This is a genomic window from Arthrobacter woluwensis (genome assembly GCF_900105345.1).
Taxonomy (GTDB): Bacteria; Actinomycetota; Actinomycetes; order Actinomycetales; family Micrococcaceae; genus Arthrobacter_E; species Arthrobacter_E woluwensis.
Genome location: NZ_FNSN01000003.1, coordinates 2,382,813 through 2,403,558, shown reverse-complemented (window position 1 = coordinate 2,403,558; position 20,746 = coordinate 2,382,813). Strand labels below are relative to the sequence as shown.

Here is a 20,746-nt window from a genome sequence, read left to right as displayed (position 1 = left end):
TCGCGGCACTCGGTGAGTGAGGCGCCGAGGCGTCCGTGGCCTCTCCGGCCGACCGCACAGGCCCTCTGCGCCTCCCTATCCACATAGGGACGTTCGCTCAGCCCCCACCTTCCTTCCCGCCCGAAGGTGGAGTCATGAACACCGCATCGCTGACCGCCAGGGGTCCGGAGGACATCTTGGCGTACATCCCTCACGCCATCGGATTCTGGCCGCAGGATTCGCTCGTCTGCCTCACGGCCCGGTCCGGGCGCATCGGGGCGACCCTCCGCGTCGACCTGCCGGACCGCAGGCAGTCAGGAACATCGCTTCTCGCCTACGTGCGTGCGGTCCTCAGCTATCTGGAGCACGACACCTCTGCCGACAGCACCTTCGTCGCGATGTTCCAGCCGGGCGGGGTCGCCGACGTCCGGCACGAGCGTGCTGAACTGATGGCGCTCCTGACATGGGTTCTCAGCCAGGCAGGTCGGCCGGTGCACGAGTTGTGGCTCGTGGGCGCGGACGGCTGGAACGGGTCGGGCTGCCGCGAGTCCGACTGTTCGCTGACGGGAAGCGGTCCATGCGACGACGGCGGCATGCATCCGCTCGACCTCATCCGGGACTCCCGGCTGGCCGCGGAGCTGGTCTACCAGGGAAGTGCGGTGGATCCCCATCCGGTCACAGGATCCCGGCCGAAGGAGAGTCGCACCGTGCCGGCCTCCCGTGGGCCGGCCGGGTCCGTGGGGAGGGCGGGTCCGCCTGCCTCGGCGGACACCGGCCATCACGCCGCAACGTCCCTGACCCTCCTGGAAGTGCTGGAGTGCTGGGAGCCGTTCCTCGACGGTTCAGGCTCCTGGGCAGACGGGGGACGTGGCCGAACGGCCGGCGCGGAGTCCGTCAGAACGGAACCGGTGAGCGTTGAAGTGCTGTGCCGGACGCTTGAGGAACCGTCGCTCCGCGACGCCGTCTATGTGTCCGCGGGTTCTTCATGGCGTACCGCGTACGAAGGCGGGCGGGCCGCCGAAGCGGTCCTGGCCGGTGCTGTAGGACCGGCTGCGCACGCCGGACCGGGTCATCACGTCGACCACGGCCTGCGCTCGCAGGACGGGCGTGACTCGCCCGACGGAAGGGCGGTCGCCCCTTGGCTGGGGATCTTCGGCGAGGTGTTCGTGGCCGAGAGCGGGTCGGGTCCGGACTGGGACCGGATGAACCGGTTCGCCGGAGTCCTCCAGGAAATCGTCCATCGAGCCGGGGACCGCCCTCCCGCAGCGGTGCTGACCGGCCTGGCCTGGGTCGAGTGGTGCCGAGGTCGGGGAAGTCAGGCCTCCGCGCTGCTCGAGCGGGCTCTGGCAGTGGAGCCGGATCACCGTTTGGCGTCGCTGCTGTATCGGATGATCCTGAGCGGGGCGCTGAGCGGCTGGGCAAGCAAGCGGCACAGCAGCTGGAGACGGCCCCTGGACCGGCCGGACGACGGGCAGGACATGACGCCGGGGTCGGAACGCGGGGTCTGAAGCGACGCCCCTTGCCTCGTCTGACCTGCGCAGAAGGCTCTGGTGGACCCACGCGGCGTCCCCGGACCGCGGCATCCGGCCGCCGCTCCGGTGTGGTGAAGAACACCTTGAAGCTGGCCTGGAAAGGGGTATCCTCCCGTCGGTGCTGCGGGGCACGTCCTTTTCGTGAGAGACTAGTAGCCGAGACCCGGTTGGGTCCGTGAACTTGAAGGTTGTTCATCCGAGGCCGTCACACGCTGCGGGGAACAATCGACAGGCCGGTGGCGTTGTCTTAGACAGGCTCTGCTGGTCTGGAGTAACTGCCGCTGGCAGCACGGACTTGACAGGGTCATAGTGGTGTTGCCCTCCGGGACACCGCCAGGCGCTGCTAGAAAGGGTTTCTGTGACCACTCCCACGACGAAGGAAACTGCCGTGAAGGCCGAGTTGACTGACGAGGAGAAGAAGAAGGCGCGCGCCGCCAAGGCTGCCGCCACACGCGCCGCGAACAAGGCCAAGAAGGAAGCCGAGGCTGCCGCCGGGCAGGATGATTCCGCCCCCGCGACGCGGCGCCCGGCTGCCAAGAAGAGCGATGCCGCGCCGAAGGGCCGGGGCCGTAAGGCTGCCGGTTCCGAGCTGGATGAATCCTCGGACGCCGTGGAGGAAGAGCCCGCTGAGGACGTCGAGCCGGACGCGGCCGAGGTCGATGAGGCGGCTGCCAAGCCTGCGGCCACCGGCAGCGGTTTCGTCTACTCCGACGCGAGCGATGACGATGCACCCGTCCAGCAGGTCATGTCGGCAGGTGCCACGGCCGACCCGGTCAAGGACTACCTGAAGCAGATCGGCAAGGTGGCCCTCCTCAACGCCGAGCAGGAGGTCGACCTCGCCCTCCGGATCGAGGCCGGTCTCTTCGCCGAGGAGAAGATCGCGGCCGAGGGGGACACCATGGACCCCAAGTACCGCCGCGAACTCGACTTCATCATCCACGACGGCAAGCGTGCCAAGAACCACCTCCTGGAGGCCAACCTCCGCCTCGTGGTCTCCCTGGCCAAGCGCTACACCGGTCGCGGCATGCTGTTCCTGGACCTGATCCAGGAAGGCAACCTCGGCCTCATCCGTGCCGTCGAGAAGTTCGACTACACCAAGGGCTTCAAGTTCTCCACGTACGCCACCTGGTGGATCCGTCAGGCCATCACCCGCGCCATGGCGGACCAGGCACGCACCATCCGCATCCCCGTGCACATGGTCGAGGTCATCAACAAGCTGGCCCGCGTGCAGCGCCAGATGCTGCAGGACCTCGGACGCGAACCCACGCCGGAAGAGCTGGCCAAGGAACTCGACATGACGCCCGAGAAGGTCGTCGAGGTTCAGAAGTACGGACGCGAGCCGATTTCGCTGCACACGCCGCTGGGCGAGGACGGTGACTCCGAGTTCGGCGACCTGATCGAGGACTCCGAAGCCGTGGTTCCGGCCGATGCCGTGAGCTTCACCCTGCTTCAGGAGCAGCTGCACTCGGTGCTCGACACGCTGTCCGAGCGCGAAGCCGGTGTGGTGGCCATGCGCTTCGGGCTCACCGACGGTCAGCCGAAGACTTTAGACGAAATCGGCAAGGTCTACGGCGTCACGCGTGAGCGCATCCGCCAGATCGAATCGAAGACGATGTCCAAGCTGCGTCACCCCTCGCGGTCGCAGGTCCTCCGGGACTACCTGGACTGAGGTCGGGTGTGAAGTCCTCTCGTGGTCGGGTCCGTTCCGGGCCGGAACCGCGAGGGGACTTCCGCAGTTAACTGCACATGAAGCCGAGTGAAGGAGCCCATTCGTTGATCGGCCAGGCCGTCCCCTTGCCCAAGACCTACAACTTCCGTGGGCTGGGATCCCTGCCGGCCGGAAAGCGGCGCACCAAGGAGGGCATCTTCTTCCGCTCCGACGCACTCCACCTCCTGAGTGACGAGGGCAGGGGTCTCCTGCGGGAGCTGAAGGTCGCCACGGTCCTGGATCTCCGGGATGACGACGAGGTGCTCCACGCGCCCAGCGCCCTGGCGGGTCTCGATCTGGAAGTGCTCCGCGGCAATGTCCTGGCCGGAGCACTGGGGGCCTCGTTACGGGACCTCCCGACGCTGCCCGGCCTGTACCGGATGATCCTGGCGCAGGGCGGCTCCGTGGCGGTGAGTCTCGCACGCAGCGTCACCGCCAACGCCTCCCAAGGGCGTTCGACGCTGGTGCACTGCACCGCGGGCAAGGACCGCACCGGCGTCATGGTGGCTCTGCTGCTGGACGCCGTGGGCGTCGATCGCGACGTGATCGTGGCCGACTACGCCGGTACCGAGGCCAACCTGGCCGGGGAATGGATCGAGGGCGTCAAGGCGCTCCTGGGCAAGATGGGGGTTCCGCTCACGGAGCAGATCCTGGCCATCGCGGGCGGGAGCCCGGCCTCCGCGATGCTGGAGACCCTTGACCTGCTCGACGCGGACTTCGGCGGGGGCGCAGGCTACCTCGGGCGCCACGGTCTGAGTGATGCGGAACTCGAGGCGCTCCGGGCTGCGCTTCTGCAGGATGACTCTTCCGAATGATGGCATGTGAGTTTCTGTGAACATTATGAATCTTGTGAATCCTGAACCGCTCCACCGATTGCTGAGCCGTTGGCCCGACGTCGACGCGGAGAATCTCCAGGCCTTCGACGCAGCGGACCGGCTCCTGCTGGAACACGCGGCCTCGGAGCTGGACCGCTTGTGGGCCGAGGGAGTCGACGATCCGCGTCTCGTGGTGATCGGTGACCGCTATGGTGCGATCGCTCTGCCGTTGCTGGCGGAATCCCCGGAGGGAGGCCAGTCCGCCGTGGCCGGGCTCAGGGTCTGGCAGGATCTGGCCACCGGCGAGGCAGCGCTGGAGGCGAATGCGGGCCGGCTCGGCATCACGGGGTTCACCAGGATCCGCGACGACGAATCCTCCTCTGCCCTCTACGGTCCGGAGCTGCTCGGGGGAGCCCGCCTGGTCCTGCTGCGCCTGCCCAAGAACCTCGCGGAACTGGCGGAACTGAGCGAAGCGATCGCGGAACACGCGCACCCCGGCGTCGTGGTCCTGGCAGCAGGCATGGTCAAGCACATGACGCTGTCGATGAATGAGGTCCTCGGTGCGGAGTTCGGGACCGTCACGGCCAGCCTGGCCAAGGGCAAGGCACGGGTGCTGAGGGCGGTGGGCCCTGGCCCGAACGCGGAACCGGACACGGCTCCGGACGGGGCTCTGGATCGGGCAACGGCTGCTGACCGGGACGCGGCTGCGGAAGTGCCCCGCCGGACCGCCGGTGAACCGGACGCCACGCGAGATCCGGGCCAGAAGCAGGACCCCGGCCGCGGCTCGTCGTCCTTCCCGGCACGGGAATTCCATGAGGGCCTCGGGAGGGACGGCGATCTGTCCCTTGAGGTTCATGCGCACGGCGCCGTTTTCGCCGGCGCGAGGGTGGACATCGGCACGCGGTTCCTTCTGGAGTTCCTGCCGCGGATGCCGCGCGTCAGCACCGCCGTCGATCTCGGCTGCGGATCAGGTGTGCTCGCGACGTTGCTCGCGGCCTCTCAGCCTGAGGTGCGAGTGGTCGCGTGCGACGTCTCCGCGGCTGCGGTGCGGAGCGCCCGTCTCACTGCCGGCGCTCACGGCGTGGGCGACCGGGTCCTTGCCGTCCACACGGACGCACTCGAGGGTTTCCCGCCCGCCTCGGCTGAGCTGATCCTGCTGAACCCGCCGTTCCACCTGGGCCACAGCGTGCACGCGGGGGCGGCGCTGAAGCTGTTCCGTGCCGCCGCCGACGTTCTCACGCCGGGCGGTGAGCTCTGGACCGTATGGAACAGTCATCTCGGATATGTCCCGGCGCTGGAGAAACACGTGGGTCCCACCGCCATCATGGGCCGTAACAAGAAGTTCACTGTCACGAGAACCCGGCGTCCGGTGGCGGATCCGGCATGACCGCGGTTAAACAGGTCAGTTGCAGGTTTCCGGGCCTCGTGGCTGGTAGCCTACGAGCAAAGGCCAGTTGCCCTGCACTTTTCTTGAAGGAGAATGCGTGACCGAGCTCCGCACGCCCGCCTCGCGGCGCGGAACCAACCTACCCAAGATGGGCGACTTCAACCTGACGGTGATCCTCGACACCATTCGGCGATCCCCCAACGGTCTGAGCCGGGTTGAGCTTGCGGGTCTCGTGGGCCTTTCGCCGCAGACGATCTCCAACATCTCCCGGCGCCTGCTGGACCAGGGTCTCATCGTGGAAGCGGGCAAAGCGGGGGTCGGACCGGGCAAGCCCCGTACCATCCTGCGCTTGAACCCGTCGGGCATGTACGCCGTGGGAGTGCACGTCGACCCGGCGGTCATCAGCTTCTCCGTGCTGGATCTGACCGGCAAGGTGGTTCTGGATTCGAAGATCGACACGCCGGAGGCGGGCGAACCGACGGCCGTCATGGCGGCGATCGTCTTCGAAGTCCAGCGCCTCATCGAGGAGTCCGGGGTCGATCCTGTCAAGCTCACCGGGCTCGGGGTGGCCGCGCCAGGCCCGATCGACCTGGATGCCGGCACCGTGGTCAATCCGCCGCTGCTGGAAGGCTGGACACGAGTTCACCTGCGGGACGCGCTCAGCAAGGCGACGGGCCTGCCGGTCGTCCTGGACAAGGACGTCACCGCGGCCGCTGTGGCCGAGACGTGGGTCGCCGGCGACAATGCCTCCAGCAATTTCGGGGTCTTCTACATGGGCACCGGCATCGGGTGCGGACTGGTCCTCAATGACGAGGTCTTCCGTGGCGCCAGCGGCAATGCGGGGGAGATGGGCCACATCGTGGTCGACCCGGAGGGGCCGCCGTGCGATTGCGGGCTCAACGGCTGCGTGAAGTCGACCGTCATCCCGCGCGTCCTTGTGGACGCCGGCGCGAAGGCCGGTCTGGTGGAGCCGCTCACGGAAGGCGATTCCGGCGTCGTCGTGCAAGAGCGTTTCAACAAGCTCTGCGATGCGGCCGACGGCGGAAATGAAGACGCGGTCGCGATCCTGGACCGTTCGGCGTTGCACCTGTCGCGCGCGGTCTCCGTGATCGCCAACGCGATGGACCTGGACCGCGTGGTGTTCGGTGGCCCGTTCTGGACGAGACTCGCACCGTATTACCTGAACCGCGTCCCGGAGCAGGTGGCGCACGGCGCCGATGCGCGGGACATCCACGTGCCGCAGGTCGTGGGAAGCCGCGTGGGCGAGGATGTCGGCGCCATCGGCGCGGCGTGCCTGGTCCTCGAGCACGCCCTGGCGCCCCGCTCGGAGCGCCTGCTGCTGGGCGGCTGAGAGGCCACCTCAGAACTTCACCGCCGCGGCGCCGAACATTGTTCAGCGCCGCGGCTTTCTGTTCCGTAAGATTGCGTCTTAATTCGACGACGTGTTTGCCGGAGTCGATCCGGCTCTCGTAGGGTGGACACATCAGTTACCGCGGTAACGTGTCAGCGACCCTCTCATGGAGGGTGTGGGTGCCCCCATGTGGGCCTGACATTTGCACACGGCAACGGGCCAGGCGTCAGCATGCGCGCCGGCCCGCCGTGCCTCATCCATAACGCCAGACGTCGAGGATTGCAGATGTCCCCACCCAGCCTCATTGACCGACCCTTACAGCAGCAGGGCACCACGCCCGTCGCGCTGTCCTACGAACTGTTCCCGCCCCGCTCCCAGGCCGCCGAGGAAGTCCTCTGGGCCACCATCCGGGAGCTGGAGACCACGGCGCCGGACTACGTGTCCGTGACCTATGGGGCGAGCGGCTCCAACCATGACACCGCCCTGGACCTCGTGGCCCGGCTTCAGGAGGAGACCCTTCTCCGCCCCCTCGCCCACCTGACCTGTGTGGGGAACACGGCGGCGGAACTCGCCGGGATCGTGGCCCAGCTCCTGGATCACGGCGTGCGGGGGATCCTCGCCTTGCGCGGCGATCTTCCCCGGGACGGCTCCCCGCTCCCGGAGGGTTCCCTGCACTACGCCCAGGACCTGGTGGAGCTCATCCGCCGGGTGGAGCAGAGCCGTTCGGCCCTGCTCTGTGCCGGCAAGGTGGCCATCGGCGTGGCGGCTTATCCAACGCGTCATCCGGAGTCACCCAGCGAGGCCCACGATGTGGAGGTGCTGCTGGCCAAGCAGCGCTCCGGCGCCGATTTTGCGATCACCCAGGTGTTCTTCCACGCCCGGCAGTACGAGGACCTGCTCGTCCGTGCCCGCCGGGCGGGAGTGACCATCCCGATCATCCCCGGAGTCATGCCTCTGACCAGCCTCCGGCGCGTCACCAGGCTCTCCGAGCTGTCCGGCGTCGCGCCCGATCCGGCGCTGATGCACGCGCTGGAGACGGCCGGCAGCGAGCTGGAGGCACAGCGCATCGGCGTGGCCGCCACCGCGGAGCTGGCCAATGCGGCCCTGGATTCCGGGGCGCCCGGCCTGCACCTCTACACCTTCAATGAGCACCGGCACGCGCTGGATGTCCTGGACCGGCTGAACCTGCCGCGCCCCAGCCGCCCGCTCCACGAGCGTGCCGCCCTGGCCTCCTGAGGCCTTCCCTTCTTCACCTCGCCGGCTCCGTCCGGCTCCACAGGGGATGCCCCCTGCCCGAAAACCTGCACCGAACTCAAAGGACTCATCATGACCGCACAGACCCCCTTCCCCGCAGCCAGCCTCCTCGGCTACCCGCGCATCGGCCGCCGTCGCGAGCTCAAGAAGGCCGTCGAGGCCTACTGGGCCGGGAAGATCGACGCCGCCGCGCTGGACGCCACGGCCAAGGAGATCCAACTGGGCAGCGCCCGCCGCCTGGTGGAGCTCGGCCTGGACGAGCCGGCCGCCGTGCCGGGCACCTTCTCCTACTACGACCAGGTGCTCGACGCCGCGGCCCACCTCGGCGCGATCCCGGCCCGGTTCGGGAACCTCCTCACCGACGAGGGCGTCCTGGACATCGACGGCTACTTCACGCTGGCCCGCGGCTCGCGCGAGCAGCAGCCCCTCGAGATGACGAAGTGGTTCGACACCAACTACCACTACCTGGTCCCGGAGATCGGCCCGGAGACGGACTTCCGCCTGACCTCCTCCCGCGTGGTCGAGGAGTTCCAGTACGCTCTGGCGAACGGCATCGAGACCCGCCCGTACCTCGTGGGCCCGGTGACGTTCCTGCTGCTGTCGAAGGCGTCCGACGACGCCCCGGCCGGCTTCCAGCCCCTGTCGCGGCTCGAGGACGTCCTGCCCGTCTACGTCGAGCTGCTGGGCAAGCTCGCCGCCGCGGGTGCCCGCTGGGTCCAGCTCGATGAGCCCGCCCTGGTCGTCGACCAGGACATCCCGGCGGAGCAGCTCGACGCAGCGGTGACCCGCGCCTACGAGGTCCTCACCGCCGCCGTCGAGCGCCCGCAGATCCTCGTCTCCACGCCGTACGGCTCGCTCGACGGTCAGCTGGGCGCTCTGGCGGCCAGCAACATCGAAGCGCTGCACGTGGACGTCTTCAAGGGAGCGGTGCCGTCCGAGGCCGCGCTGGCCGCCCTGGGCTCCAAGACCCTGGTCGCCGGCGTGGTCGACGGCCACAACATCTGGCGGAACGACCTGGCCGCCTCCGCTGCGGTCCTGGACGCGCTCAAGGGCTCGGCCGCTCGGGTGACCGTGTCCACGTCCACTTCCACGCAGCATGTTCCGCACGACGTCGCCGAGGAGACCAAGCTCTCCGAGCAGCTGAAGTCCTGGCTCGCCTTCGCCGATCAGAAGGCCGTGGAGGTCAAGACCCTGGCGTCCTACCTGGCGGATCCGGCGGCGGCACAGGCGGCCATCGACGAGGCCTCCGCCGTGATCGCCTCGCGGGCCACCGCCGAAGGCGTCCGCCGGGAAGAGGTCCGGGCCCGCACCGCGGCGCTGACGGCGGCCGACTTCAGCCGCTCCGACTACGCGGTGCGTGAGGCCGCCCAGGAGGCCGCGCTGCAGCTGCCCGCCCTGCCCACCACCACCATCGGTTCGTTCCCGCAGACGTCCGAGATCCGCTCCGCCCGTGCCCGCAACATCAAGGGCGAGCTGAACGACGCGCAGTACGAGCAGCTCATGAAAGACGAGATCAAGCGCGTGGTCGACCTCCAGGAGGAGCTGGGCTACGACGTGCTCGTGCACGGCGAGCCGGAACGCAACGACATGGTGCAGTACTTCGCGGAGAACCTCGAGGGCTTCGACGTCACCGTCCACGGCTGGGTCCAGTCCTACGGTTCGCGCTGCACCCGCCCCTCCATCCTCTGGGGTGACGTGACCCGATCCGCGCCCATCACGGTGGCGTGGGCCGAGTACGCCCAGTCGCTGACCGAGAAGCCCATGAAGGGCATGCTCACGGGTCCGGTCACGATCCTCGCGTGGTCGTTCGTCCGCGACGACCAGCCGCTGGGGGAGACCGCCAACCAGGTGGCTCTCGCCCTGCGGGATGAGATCACCGATCTGGAGGCGGCCGGCATCAAGGTGGTCCAGGTGGACGAGCCCGCCCTGCGGGAACTCCTGCCCCTGCGCAAGGCCGACCAGCCGGCCTACCTGAAGTGGTCCGTGGACTCCTTCCGCCTCGCGACGGCCGGCGCCCAGGACGCCACGCAGATCCACACGCACCTCTGCTACTCCGAATTCGGCGTCATCATCGACGCGATCGACGGCCTGGACGCGGACGTCACCTCGATCGAGGCTGCCCGCTCCCGCATGGAGGTCGTGCACGATCTCGAGTCCCACGGTTTCGGCCGCGGCGTCGGTCCGGGTGTCTACGACATCCACTCGCCGCGTGTGCCCGGTGAGGCCGAGGTGACGGAGCTGCTCTCCACCGCCGTCAAGCACGTGCCGAGCCGCCAGCTCTGGGTCAACCCGGACTGCGGTCTGAAGACCCGCGGCTACGAGGAGACCGAAGCGTCGCTGCGGAACCTCGTGGAGGCCGCTAAGGCGGTGCGCGAGGAGATCGGCGCGAGCGTCTGACGCTCTATCGGCAACACCTCTGAACCTCTGACGACGACGGCGGCGGGTCGCCCGGTAAGGGTGGCCCGCCGCCGTCGTGCGTCAGGGAGTCCGCTCACGCCCAGGTGATCTCGTCGTCCACCACCCCGTCGGCGTCCGCGGTCGCCACGAGCACTTCGTCACTGAAGTGCTCGCCGAGGCTGAAGTCCAGGACGAAGTAGCGTTCCGGCTGGTCGGGGAAGATCCCGACGTGTCCGAGCCGGAGGGCGCGGACGAAGCTCTGGTCGTCCACCTCGTCGGTGGTGCCGAAGGTGGCCCAGCGCTTCTCCTCGTCCAGCCCCTTGCAGTGGAAGTGGCGGAATTCCTGGACCTGGCTGTCCTCCTGGCCGAGTTCCTCGCTGATCAGGTCCTTGATCTGGTCGACCAGTTCCGGGAGGTAGTGCAGCCGGTAATCGGCTTTGTGCACGGAGGCCTGGTCGGGGCGCTCATGCGCGGCGAAGTTGAGCTCGATCTCCACGGGGACCCCGTGCACGGTGTGCCGGGTGGTGAAGCAGTGCGCCGTCCCGTGATTGAGTTCGAGTTCACCGAAATGCTCGCTGATGACCGTGCTCATGTGTTCAACATAGACCGGCCCGGCCCCGCTTTCCAGACTTGCCGCTTCGGCGTTTCCGGGTTACGTGCGCGACCCGGAACCGGGGCCGGGGGAGCGTGCGGGGCGCAGCGTGTCAGCGTTGCAGCGTTTCCCGCAGCGTGTCGGAGAGGAGCTCCAGGAACAGATCAACCCGGGGCCCGCCCTTGCCGCCGGGCAGCAGGGCGAAGACGTTGCGGGCCAGGCGGATCTCCGGCACGTCGAGGATCGCGATCCCGTCCGGCCGGTCGCCGAGGGCGAGTTCCGGGACCAGGGCGGCGCCGAGCCCGGCCGCGGCGAGCTCGACGCTGGCCGTGAAGTCGTCACTGTGCGCCACGACGCGGGGATGCAGGCCGCAGCTGGCGAAGAGCCGCTCGATCACCACGGCGTCCGCGGTGCCGGGGTGGTGCACGATCCATGGCATGCCGGAGAGCTGCTCGGCCGCGACGGTGGCGCCGGGGGAGAAGCGCCACGAGGAGGGGACCACCACGCGGAAGTCGTCGTCGCCGATCCACTGGCGGCGCATGGAATGGGGCCAGGCCAGGCCGCTCTGCCCCACTTGGTACACCAGGGCGAGGTCGAGCTCGCCGCCGTCGCGCAGTCCCTGAATGGTCTGGCCGGGCTCGGCGACGGAGATCTTCAGCTCGATCCCGAGGCGTGTCCAGGTCGGGTTGCTCATGATGCGGGGCAGGACGTAGGTCGCAAGGCTGGGGAAGATGCCCAGGCGCAGTTCCTGTCGGGTCTCGTCCTGGGCCTTGGACGCGGCGGCCAGCAGGGCCTCGATGTCGGTGAGGACCTTGGTGGCGTGCCGGCTCATGGCCTGCGCGGCTTCCGTGGGGACGATGCTGCGGGCGTGGCGCTGGAAGAGTTCGACGCCGGCGTCGCGCTCCAGGGCGGAGATCTGCTGGGAGACGGCGGACGCGGTGTAGCCGAGGTGCTGCGCCGCGGAGGCGAAGGAGCCGTGCCGGATCACCGCGAGCAGGGTCCGCAGGTGGACTGGATTGATCACGGGTGGCCTTTCCTCCGGGGTCGTCCCAGACAGTTTAGGCGTTCCGCCGGAGGTGACGCGGGGCGCCCGCGGCGCCCTCCCGGCGACACGCCGAGGGTGGGCGACACGCAGTGAATTAAATGTGCCAAACCTCATGCACAGCTTGTGGATCGAGGGGGCGTTAATCGCGGATTTCCGGGCAAGATCAACCCTCTGGGCTGTGGACAAACGGTGGATAGAATGACATGCTTGTAATACAGCATCTTGGGGTGCAAGACGGGGCGTTGCACTACATGTAGTATCGACATACGCAATCGGGCCACGAGGTCCCATGCCGAGGATTCCGCTGGAACAGCAGGAATCCAGGTGTTCCGGAAGGGGACGCGGCACGGGCCGGATCGCGGTTCAAGCAAAGACTGAAGGGGAGAGGGACATGACCGTTACGGTGTACACCAAGCCAGCCTGCGTCCAGTGCAACGCCACCTACCGCGCTCTGGACAAGAAGGGCATCGTCTACCAGAGTGTGGACGTCTCCCAGGACCCCGAGGCGCTGGAGCGCCTCAAGGAGATGGGCTACCTGCAGGCCCCCGTCGTGGTCACGGACAACGACCACTGGTCCGGGTTCCGCCCGGACAAGATCGCGGGCCTCGAGGCCGCTGCCACCGCGGTGGCCTGATCGCCTCCTGAGCATCTGCACGACGGCGGCCCCTTGCGCCGTGCTGCACCGTTCAGGTGATCGGCACGGCGAGTCCATTCAGAGCGGGTGGGCCGTCGTCGTCCTGGCGGCAGGCAGGCTGCCCTGCCGCGACACGGGACCCGGACGGGTCCTGCGACGAAGTGAACTGACAACAGACTTGATGGGGTGACTTCGATGGCAACGCTCACGCGTGATCCTCACGGGACGCGGGACGCCAAGGCCGGACGGGACGTGGAGAGGGGAAGCTTCCGCGTCTCGTCCAGTCACCTCATCTATTTCTCCTCGGTCTCCGGGAACACCCGGCGATTCGTGGAGAAGCTCGGAAGGAACGCGGACAGGATCCCGCTCCTTCCCGCGGAAGAACCACTGCTGGCCACCGAGCCGTTCGTCCTGGTCCTCCCTACGTATGGGGGAACCGGGGGAGACGGCTCGGTCCCCAAGCAGGTCATCAGATTCCTGAATGTTGAACAGAACCGCAAGCTGATCCGGGGCGTGATCGGGGCAGGGAACACCAACTTCGGGGACAACTACTGCATGGCCGGTGACATCATTGCCGCCAAATGCCATGTTCCCCACCTGTACAGATTTGAACTGATGGGCACGCCGGACGACGTGCGCCGAGTCAACGAGGGATTGGACACGTTTTGGACACGACTGTCGCAGAACCAGAGCTGAGCGAGGTTTCGGTGAAGGCTGAGAAGGCCCCACTGCCGGAGGCTTACAAGGGCCTGGGTTATCACGAGCTGAACGCCATGCTGAACCTCTACGGTCCGGACGGCAAGATCCAGTTCGACGCGGACCGCGAGGCCGCCCACCAGTACTTCCTGCAGCACGTGAACAACAACACGGTGTTCTTCCATGACCTGGAAGAGAAGCTCGACTACCTCATCAAGAACCAGTACTACGAGCGCGAGACGCTCGATCAGTACACGATGAACTTCATCCGCGAACTGTTCAACCGCGCGTACAAGAAGAAGTTCCGCTTCGAGACCTTCCTGGGCGCCTTCAAGTTCTACACCTCGTACACGCTCAAGACCTTCGACGGCAAGCGGTTCCTGGAGCGCTACGAGGACCGTGTCTGCATGGTCGCGCTGCACCTCGCCCGCGGCAACGAAGAGGTCGCCACCCGTCTGGTGGACGAGATCATCGAGGGCCGTTTCCAGCCCGCGACCCCCACCTTCCTCAACGCCGGCAAGGCACAGCGCGGCGAGCTCGTCTCCTGCTTCCTCCTGCGCATCGAGGACAACATGGAGTCGATCGCCCGTGGCATCAACTCCGCCCTTCAGCTGTCCAAGCGCGGCGGCGGCGTGGCCCTGTCCCTCACCAACATCCGTGAGCACGGCGCCCCGATCAAGCAGATCGAGAACCAGTCCTCCGGTGTCATCCCCGTGATGAAGCTCCTCGAAGACAGCTTCTCCTACGCCAACCAGCTGGGTGCGCGTCAGGGCGCGGGAGCCGTGTACCTGCACGCCCACCACCCGGACATCTACCGCTTCCTCGACACCAAGCGTGAGAACGCCGACGAGAAGATCCGCATCAAGACGCTGTCCCTCGGCGTCGTCGTGCCGGACATCACCTTCGAGCTGGCCAAGAAGAACGAGGACATGTACCTCTTCTCGCCGTACGACGTCGAGCGCGTCTACGGCATCCCGTTCTCCGACGTCTCGGTCACCGAGAAGTACTACGAGATGGTCGACGATTCCCGGATCAAGAAGACCAAGATCAACGCCCGTGAGTTCTTCCAGACCCTTGCGGAGATCCAGTTCGAGTCCGGTTACCCGTACATCATGTTCGAGGACACCGTGAACCGGGCGAACCCGATCGCCGGCAAGGTCACCATGAGCAACCTCTGCTCGGAGATCCTCCAGGTGTCGACCCCCAGCATCTACAACGAGGACCTGTCCTACGAGACCGTGGGCAAGGACATCTCCTGCAACCTGGGCTCGATGAACATCGCCAAGACGATGGACTCGCCGAACATCGGTTCGTCCATCGAGACCGCGATCCGCGCACTGTCCGCGGTGTCGGACATGTCCTACATCAACTCGGTGCCGTCCGTGGCCGAGGGCAACGCCAAGAGCCACGCCATCGGCCTCGGCCAGATGAACCTGCACGGCTACCTGGCACGCGAGCGGGTCCACTACGGTTCCGAAGAGGGCCTCGACTTCACGAACATCTACTTCTACACGGTGCTCTACCACGCGCTGCGGGCCTCCAACCGCCTGGCGATCGAGACCGGTGAGACGTTCGGCGGCTTCGAGAACTCCAAGTACGCGAGCGGCGAGTTCTTCGACAAGTACACCGAGCAGGAGTGGGCCCCCGCCACCGAGCGTGTCCGCGAGCTGTTCGCCAAGCACCACATCCCCACCCAGGACGACTGGCGCGAGCTCAAGGCCTCGGTCATGGAGCACGGCATCTACAACCAGAACCTGCAGGCCGTGCCGCCGACCGGTTCCATCAGCTACATCAACAACTCCACCTCGTCGATCCACCCGGTGGCCGCCAAGATCGAGATCCGCAAGGAAGGGAAGATCGGCCGCGTCTATTACCCGGCGCCATACCTGACGAACGACAACCTGGAGTACTACCAGGACGCGTACGAGATCGGCTACGAGAAGATCATCGACACCTACGCCGCCGCCACGCAGCACGTGGACCAGGGCCTGTCCCTGACCCTGTTCTTCAAGGACACGGCCACGACGCGTGACATCAACAAGGCGCAGATCTACGCGTGGAAGAAGGGCATCAAGACCCTCTACTACATCCGCCTGCGTCAGCTCGCGCTGGAAGGCACCGAGGTCGAGGGCTGCGTCTCCTGCATGCTGTGACCTTCCGACGACGGCGGCTCTGCCGCCGTCGTCGGTCTTCACCCTGATTCATCCACAGACATCAAAGTAAGCAAGGGAAAATCGATGAGCGCCGAGAAGGTCAAGCTGCTGGGCCACGTTGAGGCCATCAACTGGAACCGCATCCAGGACGAGAAGGACGTGGAGGTCTGGAACCGCCTGGTCAACAACTTCTGGCTGCCGGAGAAGGTGCCGCTGTCCAACGATGTGCAGTCCTGGCACACGCTGACCGCGGACGAGCAGCAGCTGACCATGCGCGTGTTCACCGGTCTGACGCTGCTGGACACCATCCAGGGCACCGTCGGCGCCGTGTCGCTGATCCCGGACGCGCTGACGCCACATGAAGAGGCCGTGTACACCAACATCGCCTTCATGGAGAGCGTGCACGCCAAGAGCTACAGCTCCATCTTCTCCACGCTGTGCTCCACCAAGGAGATCGATGACGCCTTCCGCTGGTCGCTCGAGAACGAGCACCTGCAGAAGAAGGCTCAGATCGTCATGGATTACTACCAGGGCGAGGATCCGCTCAAGCGCAAGGTCGCCTCGACCCTGCTGGAGAGCTTCCTGTTCTACTCGGGCTTCTACCTGCCGATGTTCTGGTCCAGCCACGCCAAGCTGACCAACACCGCCGACCTCATCCGCCTCATCATCCGTGACGAGGCCGTGCACGGCTACTACATCGGCTACAAGTTCCAGAAGGGCCTGGAACTGGTCTCCGAGGAGAAGCGCCAGGAGATCAAGGACTACACCTTCGAACTGCTGTTCGAGCTGTACGAGAACGAGGTGGCGTACACCCACAGCCTTTACGACACGGTGGGGCTGAGCGAGGACGTCAAGAAGTTCCTGCACTACAACGCCAACAAGGCCCTCATGAACCTGGGCTACGAGGCGATGTTCCCGTCCTCCGTGACGGACGTGAACCCGGCGATCCTGTCGGCGCTGTCCCCGAACGCGGACGAGAACCACGACTTCTTCTCGGGCTCGGGTTCGAGCTACGTGATCGGCAAGGCCGTGAACACCGAGGACGAGGACTGGGAGTTCTGAGTTCTCTGCTCTCTCCGCGCTGACGCGCTGCGTCTGACGCACGACGGCGGCCGCTCACCTGGGGGTGGGCGGCCGCCGTCGTCGTGTGCGGGGGAGCGTTGCCGCGGTCAGAGGTTCAGTGTCCACACGGTGATGACGACCACCAGGATGACGACGAGGAGCCCGGCGCCGCAGCCGATGGCGGCGATCGCTCCGTAGCCGAGCCGTGAGACGCGGGCTCCGGAGGCTCGCATCGCGGCGAGGAACTCGTTCCCGCCGCCGGCATTGAACGCCTGCGCGGCGCCCACCTGGTTCATGGCCCGCCCGGCGGTGCTCATGGCGCCGAGGGCCTGGTTTCCGGTGATCTCTCCGACGACGTTCGCGGCGCCGAAGTTGAGCGCCTGATACACCGCTCTCGGGTCGGCGAGGACCGGGTAGTTCCGGCCCGCCACCGTCAGGGTGATGCGCTGCGCGGCCGATTTCACGGTGACCTCGGCCGCGGGAACACTGAAATACTGCATCCATCCGGTCGGCGATCCGACCCAGAGCGTGACGATCCCTTGCTCGAGCACCGCTTGCGCCGGGTACCAGCTGTTCGTCGCGGTGTCGCCGAAGGCGCCGGCGAACGTGGCATGAGGAAAAATGGAGGGCATCGTCACGCCGCGAGTCTACCCGTCGGGTTCTCCGGACCTGTCACTCCTGTACGAGAGGAAACCCATGGCCAAGAAGAAACGCAGCACGAGCCGAGCCGGCGGCGCAGTCCAGGAGGAGCAGGCGCTGCGCGGCAAGGCGCGGCGGGCCGTCGACGTCGTGACGCCGGCCTTCGTGGCGTGGTTCGCCGAGCACGAGGAGCCGGTGGGCCTGTGGAACGCGGCCGCCGTCCTGGACGTGGTGCAGGACTTCGTGTTCGCGCATGCCGAGGGGACCGGCGTGGTCTCCGCCACGGGATTCACGCCCGACGGTTTCGTCGCCGCCTACGACGTCCTGGCCGAAAGCGTCGACGGTAAACAGGACCTCAGCGACTTCCTGGGGGCCGCCATGCACTCCTACCTCGACTTCTTGGAAGACACCGGCACCTGGACCGGCGAATCCGCCGACCTGGCCACGCTGCAGGGCTGATCGCGGCCGGCCCGCCTTGAATGGCCTGAATACTGGCCGAATGCAGAAATAAATGTCACACCCCTGCCGAAGAATGGGGTCATGGAAGTCAGTGCTCAGCTTCTCGGAGCTCAACCTCTCGGTCCTCCGGCCTCGGCGGCCGTGACGGATCCCTGGGACGCGCTTGGTGCACTGACCGAAGCGATCGTCGGGGCGGACCGCCTCATCGCCCAGATGCAGGCGAGCCGCGAGATGCTGCTAGCCCTCGCCGCCGGCCTGGCACCTTCCCTGAAGTGCGACGACGACGGCGTGCCGGCCGGCTTCGACCCGCTCACCTGGGATGCGCGGGCGGCAGAGCTGGCGGAGCGCTCCGTGGCGGCCGAGATCGGGACGGCGACTCGCACGAGTGACCGGACAATCCAGCGGCAGATGGCGGAGGCCTCGGATCTCGTGGTGCGGTTCCCTGAGACATTGAGGGCCCTGGGCGAGGGACGGATCAGCTTCGCCCATACCCGGGTGATCCGGGACGCTGCCGCTGGTCTGGACGATGACGGCGTGCGCGCCGACTATGAGGCCCGCGTGGTCGCCTACTCCGAGAACGCGGCGCCGCAACGGCTGAGGCGGTTCGCGGTCCGGGAAGCGGAAAAGGTCCGGCCGGAAGCTCTCGGTCTCCGTTTCGAGCGGGCCCGCGCCGAACGACGTGTGTGGGTGTCGCCCCTGCCCGATGGGATGGCGGAGCTGACGGCGGTCCTGCCTGCCGCGGTGGCTCATGGGATTCACGGCCGCCTGACGGACATGGCGCGGGCACTGAAGGATCGAACACCCCTTGGCACCAGCCCCGGAGATGCACGCACCCTAGACCAGCTCCGGGCCGATCTGCTGGCCGACATGCTGCTGACCGGTGCGCCTCAGAGCGTGGCGGACCCGGAGGGGCACCTCGCGGCGATCCGGGCCCGCGTCGACGTGACGATTCCCGTGGAGTTCCTCCGGTCTTCGGAAGAGTCTGACGGATCATGGAGAGCTTCTGAATGGCGCAGGATTCCGGACCACGGCCTCGGCTTGGGGAGCGACAGTCCGGTGCGGTCGTGCGGCTCGGTCGCCTCAGACGGTGGTGCAGGACACCACGGCGTGAGTGCGGAACTCAACGGGCGGTTCGCCCTTGACCCGGAGACCGCCCGCCGCCTGGCCGGTGCGGAGTCCGCTTGGCACCGGGTGCTGACCGACCCGGTGTCCGGTGCGGTCCTGGCCGTAGACCGGTACCGTCCGAACGCCGACCTCCGCAGGTATCTCGCGGCTCGGGACACCCGATGTCGCTTCCCGGGCTGTGGAATCCGCGCCGCGTTCCTGGACCTCGACCACACCGAGGACGCGGCGCAGGGAGGCATGACGAGTTCCACCAATCTCGCCGGGCTCTGCCGCAGACACCATGTGCTGAAACATCACTCCCGCTGGACCATCCGGCAAGTGGGGAGAGGGGTCCTCGAATGGACCAGCCCCATGGGCCGCGTCCATCGGGACGATCCTCCGGCCGCGGCGACGCGGATGGTGGATGCCCAGATGGCGGGGCAGGACCCGCCGCCGTTCTGAATGCGGCATGGTTCTTGTACGACGTGAAATCATCGATGACGAACCCCATTTGGGCATGCGGTCGCACGCGCCCAAGAGGCTCGTGCAGTGGTTTGGCTATGCTCTACACGGTTCAGCCGGATGGTGGATTGTTCCACTGACGATCGCATCAGTTGGCCGGGACCGGACCTAGCCCTACTGTGCCTACTCATCGTCGACCATTGTCCTTATGAGTGCGTCCAGCGCTCTGCGTTGCGCCACTGAAAGCCGCTGAGAGACGGATGGGGGTTCGTAAGGTCCCAGAGCTGTCACGGATGTGCCGGACAGGTGAAAGACTGTGGTGGGCGGAACGCCAAGGGCTGCTGCAACGCTTGCGATTGTCTCGTCGGACGTGCGTCCCGTGCCGAAGATGAGACGGCTAACTGCGGGCTGGCTTACCCCTGACGCGATGGCCAAGCTTCGGATTGAACCGAATCCGGCATCCTCCAGTAAGGTTCCCCACTCCTCTGGGACTCTTCTTGTCACAATCATCCCCACACTTCTCGGTACGTGAAGCCAGCCTAACCCACCCAATTTGCAAAATGGAACTCGTTACATATAAGTTCTAGATGTCCAACATTTGGAAGCCTGAGGAGGCGTGCGGCATGGCAGTAGTTCGTGATGATAAGCACCTTGGTGTGGTGGTTGAGTTCGTTTTGGTTACGGCTGAGATCGCAGAGTTGTGGCTCGAACAAAATCTTGAGAACCGGGCAGTTTCGCCAGAGCGAGTGGCAAGTTACGCGCTCGACATGACTGCCAACAATTGGAAGTTCACCGGGGATCCCATCAAGTTCGACTGGGACGGTCGACTGATCGATGGGCAGCACCGGCTGCTCGCGATTATTCGGTCAGGTTGCACCGTGAGAATGTTGATCGCCAAAGGTATCAATCCCACGGCTCAGACAGTGATTGACACTGGCAAGAAGAGGACCTCGTCTCATGCCCTTCAGATGGTTGGCTACCGGCAGGCACCCACTATCGTGGCAGCTGCAGCACGTATCGGGCTGACAGAAGAGGCAGGCAAGCTGCTCAACGCGAAGTCAACACTTCTTCTGCCGACGCACTCCGAAGTGATCGGGTGGGTCGAGCAGAATACGGAGATCGAGCAGTGGGCCCAATTGTCACAGAAGTATCACCGGGCCATTGCCGTCGCGCCCTCGCCGTTGGCATACGCGATGTACACGATCATCCGTTTGAACGGCGCGGAGGGGATTCGGTTCTTCGACGACCTGTATGCGATGAAGACTGAGGGCGAGGGAGACCCTAAAGCGACCCTACTGAAGCGGTTGCGCCAAGCGGTGGCGACGAAGGAGCGAATCTCGGCGGCACAAGTCATCTTCGCGATCTACAGATCCTGGAACGCGGTGAAGGTCGGCGAAGAACTCAAGCTGATCAAGTTTGCGAATGGCGCAAATCCATCTGAGATTCCAACGATCGCTCAGTGAGAAGTGACTCAGGT

General features: G+C 66.4%; 18 protein-coding genes. 14 read left to right on the top strand and 4 right to left on the bottom strand.

Going from position 1 to position 20,746, the window contains the following annotated elements; genetic code table 11:
* Positions 1-134 precede the first annotated feature (134 nt).
* The 7 genes from BLV63_RS11650 (at position 135) to metE (ending at position 10,423) form a co-directional block, all read left to right on the top strand.
* Complete coding sequence (locus tag BLV63_RS11650) at positions 135-1,487, top strand: DUF4192 family protein (protein WP_066212951.1); 1,353 nt, start codon at positions 135-137, stop codon at positions 1,485-1,487.
* 412 nt (positions 1,488-1,899) lie between these two features.
* The gene (locus BLV63_RS11645) at positions 1,900-3,180 is read left to right on the top strand and encodes an RNA polymerase sigma factor (protein ID WP_254780548.1); all 1,281 of its coding nucleotides are present in this window, start codon (positions 1,900-1,902) and stop codon (positions 3,178-3,180) included.
* Positions 3,181-3,284: 104 nt separating this feature from the next.
* Positions 3,285-4,034 carry a tyrosine-protein phosphatase gene (locus BLV63_RS11640; protein ID WP_066212946.1) on the top strand — a complete coding sequence of 250 codons (750 nt, stop codon included), beginning with the start codon at positions 3,285-3,287 and terminating at the stop codon, positions 4,032-4,034.
* 25 nt (positions 4,035-4,059) lie between these two features.
* The gene (locus BLV63_RS18935) at positions 4,060-5,421 is read left to right on the top strand and encodes a class I SAM-dependent methyltransferase (RefSeq protein ID WP_254780547.1); all 1,362 of its coding nucleotides are present in this window, start codon (positions 4,060-4,062) and stop codon (positions 5,419-5,421) included.
* Positions 5,422-5,518: 97 nt separating this feature from the next.
* Positions 5,519-6,772 (top strand): ROK family transcriptional regulator, encoded by a 1,254-nt coding sequence (locus BLV63_RS11630; protein ID WP_254780546.1) that lies wholly within the window; start codon positions 5,519-5,521, stop codon positions 6,770-6,772.
* A gap of 285 nt (positions 6,773-7,057) precedes the next feature.
* A complete protein-coding gene (locus tag BLV63_RS11625; protein ID WP_066212941.1) occupies positions 7,058-8,008 on the top strand; it encodes a methylenetetrahydrofolate reductase in 951 nt (316 codons plus the stop codon).
* 90 nt (positions 8,009-8,098) lie between these two features.
* The gene (metE, locus tag BLV63_RS11620; protein WP_066212938.1) at positions 8,099-10,423 is read left to right on the top strand and encodes a 5-methyltetrahydropteroyltriglutamate--homocysteine S-methyltransferase; all 2,325 of its coding nucleotides are present in this window, start codon (positions 8,099-8,101) and stop codon (positions 10,421-10,423) included.
* Positions 10,424-10,517: 94 nt separating this feature from the next.
* Here the strand turns inward: metE and BLV63_RS11615 are convergent, their stop codons facing one another.
* Positions 10,518-11,015, bottom strand: a complete 498-nt coding sequence (locus tag BLV63_RS11615; protein ID WP_066212935.1) for a DUF2004 domain-containing protein — start codon at positions 11,013-11,015, stop codon at positions 10,518-10,520.
* Positions 11,016-11,127: 112 nt separating this feature from the next.
* Positions 11,128-12,039: a LysR family transcriptional regulator gene (locus BLV63_RS11610; RefSeq protein WP_066212932.1), complete on the bottom strand. Its 912-nt coding sequence runs from the start codon at positions 12,037-12,039 to the stop codon at positions 11,128-11,130.
* A 412-nt stretch (positions 12,040-12,451) separates the two neighbouring features.
* Between BLV63_RS11610 and nrdH the strand changes: the two genes are divergently transcribed.
* From nrdH to nrdF, 4 genes are all read left to right on the top strand, one after another.
* On the top strand, positions 12,452-12,694 hold the full coding sequence (nrdH, locus tag BLV63_RS11605; RefSeq protein WP_066212929.1) for a glutaredoxin-like protein NrdH: 243 nt from the start codon (positions 12,452-12,454) through the stop codon (positions 12,692-12,694).
* A gap of 195 nt (positions 12,695-12,889) precedes the next feature.
* On the top strand, positions 12,890-13,390 hold the full coding sequence (gene nrdI / locus BLV63_RS11600; protein ID WP_082724082.1) for a class Ib ribonucleoside-diphosphate reductase assembly flavoprotein NrdI: 501 nt from the start codon (positions 12,890-12,892) through the stop codon (positions 13,388-13,390).
* 32 nt (positions 13,391-13,422) lie between these two features.
* Entirely contained in the window at positions 13,423-15,543 is a 2,121-nt protein-coding gene (nrdE, locus tag BLV63_RS11595) for a class 1b ribonucleoside-diphosphate reductase subunit alpha (protein WP_066213145.1), read from the top strand.
* Between the two features lie 84 nt (positions 15,544-15,627).
* Positions 15,628-16,605, top strand: a complete 978-nt coding sequence (gene nrdF, locus BLV63_RS11590; protein WP_066212927.1) for a class 1b ribonucleoside-diphosphate reductase subunit beta — start codon at positions 15,628-15,630, stop codon at positions 16,603-16,605.
* A 107-nt stretch (positions 16,606-16,712) separates the two neighbouring features.
* On the opposite strand, the gene BLV63_RS11585 is transcribed toward nrdF, so the two are convergent.
* Positions 16,713-17,243: a hypothetical protein gene (locus BLV63_RS11585; protein ID WP_139244682.1), complete on the bottom strand. Its 531-nt coding sequence runs from the start codon at positions 17,241-17,243 to the stop codon at positions 16,713-16,715.
* 58 nt (positions 17,244-17,301) lie between these two features.
* On the opposite strand from BLV63_RS11585, the gene BLV63_RS11580 reads away from it, so the two are divergent.
* Both BLV63_RS11580 and BLV63_RS11575 read left to right on the top strand, forming a co-directional pair.
* Entirely contained in the window at positions 17,302-17,703 is a 402-nt protein-coding gene (locus BLV63_RS11580; protein WP_139244681.1) for a hypothetical protein, read from the top strand.
* Positions 17,704-17,784: 81 nt separating this feature from the next.
* Positions 17,785-19,269, top strand: a complete 1,485-nt coding sequence (locus BLV63_RS11575; RefSeq protein ID WP_066212919.1) for an HNH endonuclease signature motif containing protein — start codon at positions 17,785-17,787, stop codon at positions 19,267-19,269.
* A 183-nt stretch (positions 19,270-19,452) separates the two neighbouring features.
* On the opposite strand, the gene BLV63_RS19115 is transcribed toward BLV63_RS11575, so the two are convergent.
* A complete protein-coding gene (locus BLV63_RS19115) occupies positions 19,453-19,779 on the bottom strand; it encodes a helix-turn-helix domain-containing protein (protein ID WP_139244680.1) in 327 nt (108 codons plus the stop codon).
* Positions 19,780-19,856: 77 nt separating this feature from the next.
* Here BLV63_RS19115 and BLV63_RS11565 point away from each other — a divergent pair, with 77 nt between their 5' ends.
* Positions 19,857-20,732: a ParB N-terminal domain-containing protein gene (locus tag BLV63_RS11565; protein WP_066212917.1), complete on the top strand. Its 876-nt coding sequence runs from the start codon at positions 19,857-19,859 to the stop codon at positions 20,730-20,732.
* The last annotated feature ends 14 nt before the right edge of the window (positions 20,733-20,746 follow it).

Excerpts from the sequence above, each read along its gene's own strand:
- BLV63_RS11650 (WP_066212951.1), top strand. The coding sequence starts at position 135 with ATGAACACCGCATCGCTGACCGCCAGGGGTCCGGAGGACATCTTGGCG.
- BLV63_RS18935 (WP_254780547.1), top strand. The coding sequence starts at position 4,060 with ATGAATCTTGTGAATCCTGAACCGCTCCACCGATTGCTGAGCCGTTGG.
- BLV63_RS11625 (WP_066212941.1), top strand. The coding sequence starts at position 7,058 with ATGTCCCCACCCAGCCTCATTGACCGACCCTTACAGCAGCAGGGCACC.
- metE (WP_066212938.1), top strand. The coding sequence starts at position 8,099 with ATGACCGCACAGACCCCCTTCCCCGCAGCCAGCCTCCTCGGCTACCCG.
- BLV63_RS11615 (WP_066212935.1), bottom strand. The coding sequence starts at position 11,015 with ATGAGCACGGTCATCAGCGAGCATTTCGGTGAACTCGAACTCAATCAC.
- nrdH (WP_066212929.1), top strand. The coding sequence starts at position 12,452 with ATGACCGTTACGGTGTACACCAAGCCAGCCTGCGTCCAGTGCAACGCC.
- nrdI (WP_082724082.1), top strand. The coding sequence starts at position 12,890 with ATGGCAACGCTCACGCGTGATCCTCACGGGACGCGGGACGCCAAGGCC.
- nrdF (WP_066212927.1), top strand. The coding sequence starts at position 15,628 with ATGAGCGCCGAGAAGGTCAAGCTGCTGGGCCACGTTGAGGCCATCAAC.
- BLV63_RS11580 (WP_139244681.1), top strand. The coding sequence starts at position 17,302 with ATGGCCAAGAAGAAACGCAGCACGAGCCGAGCCGGCGGCGCAGTCCAG.
- BLV63_RS11575 (WP_066212919.1), top strand. The coding sequence starts at position 17,785 with ATGGAAGTCAGTGCTCAGCTTCTCGGAGCTCAACCTCTCGGTCCTCCG.
- BLV63_RS19115 (WP_139244680.1), bottom strand. The coding sequence starts at position 19,779 with ATGATTGTGACAAGAAGAGTCCCAGAGGAGTGGGGAACCTTACTGGAG.
- BLV63_RS11565 (WP_066212917.1), top strand. The coding sequence starts at position 19,857 with ATGTCCAACATTTGGAAGCCTGAGGAGGCGTGCGGCATGGCAGTAGTT.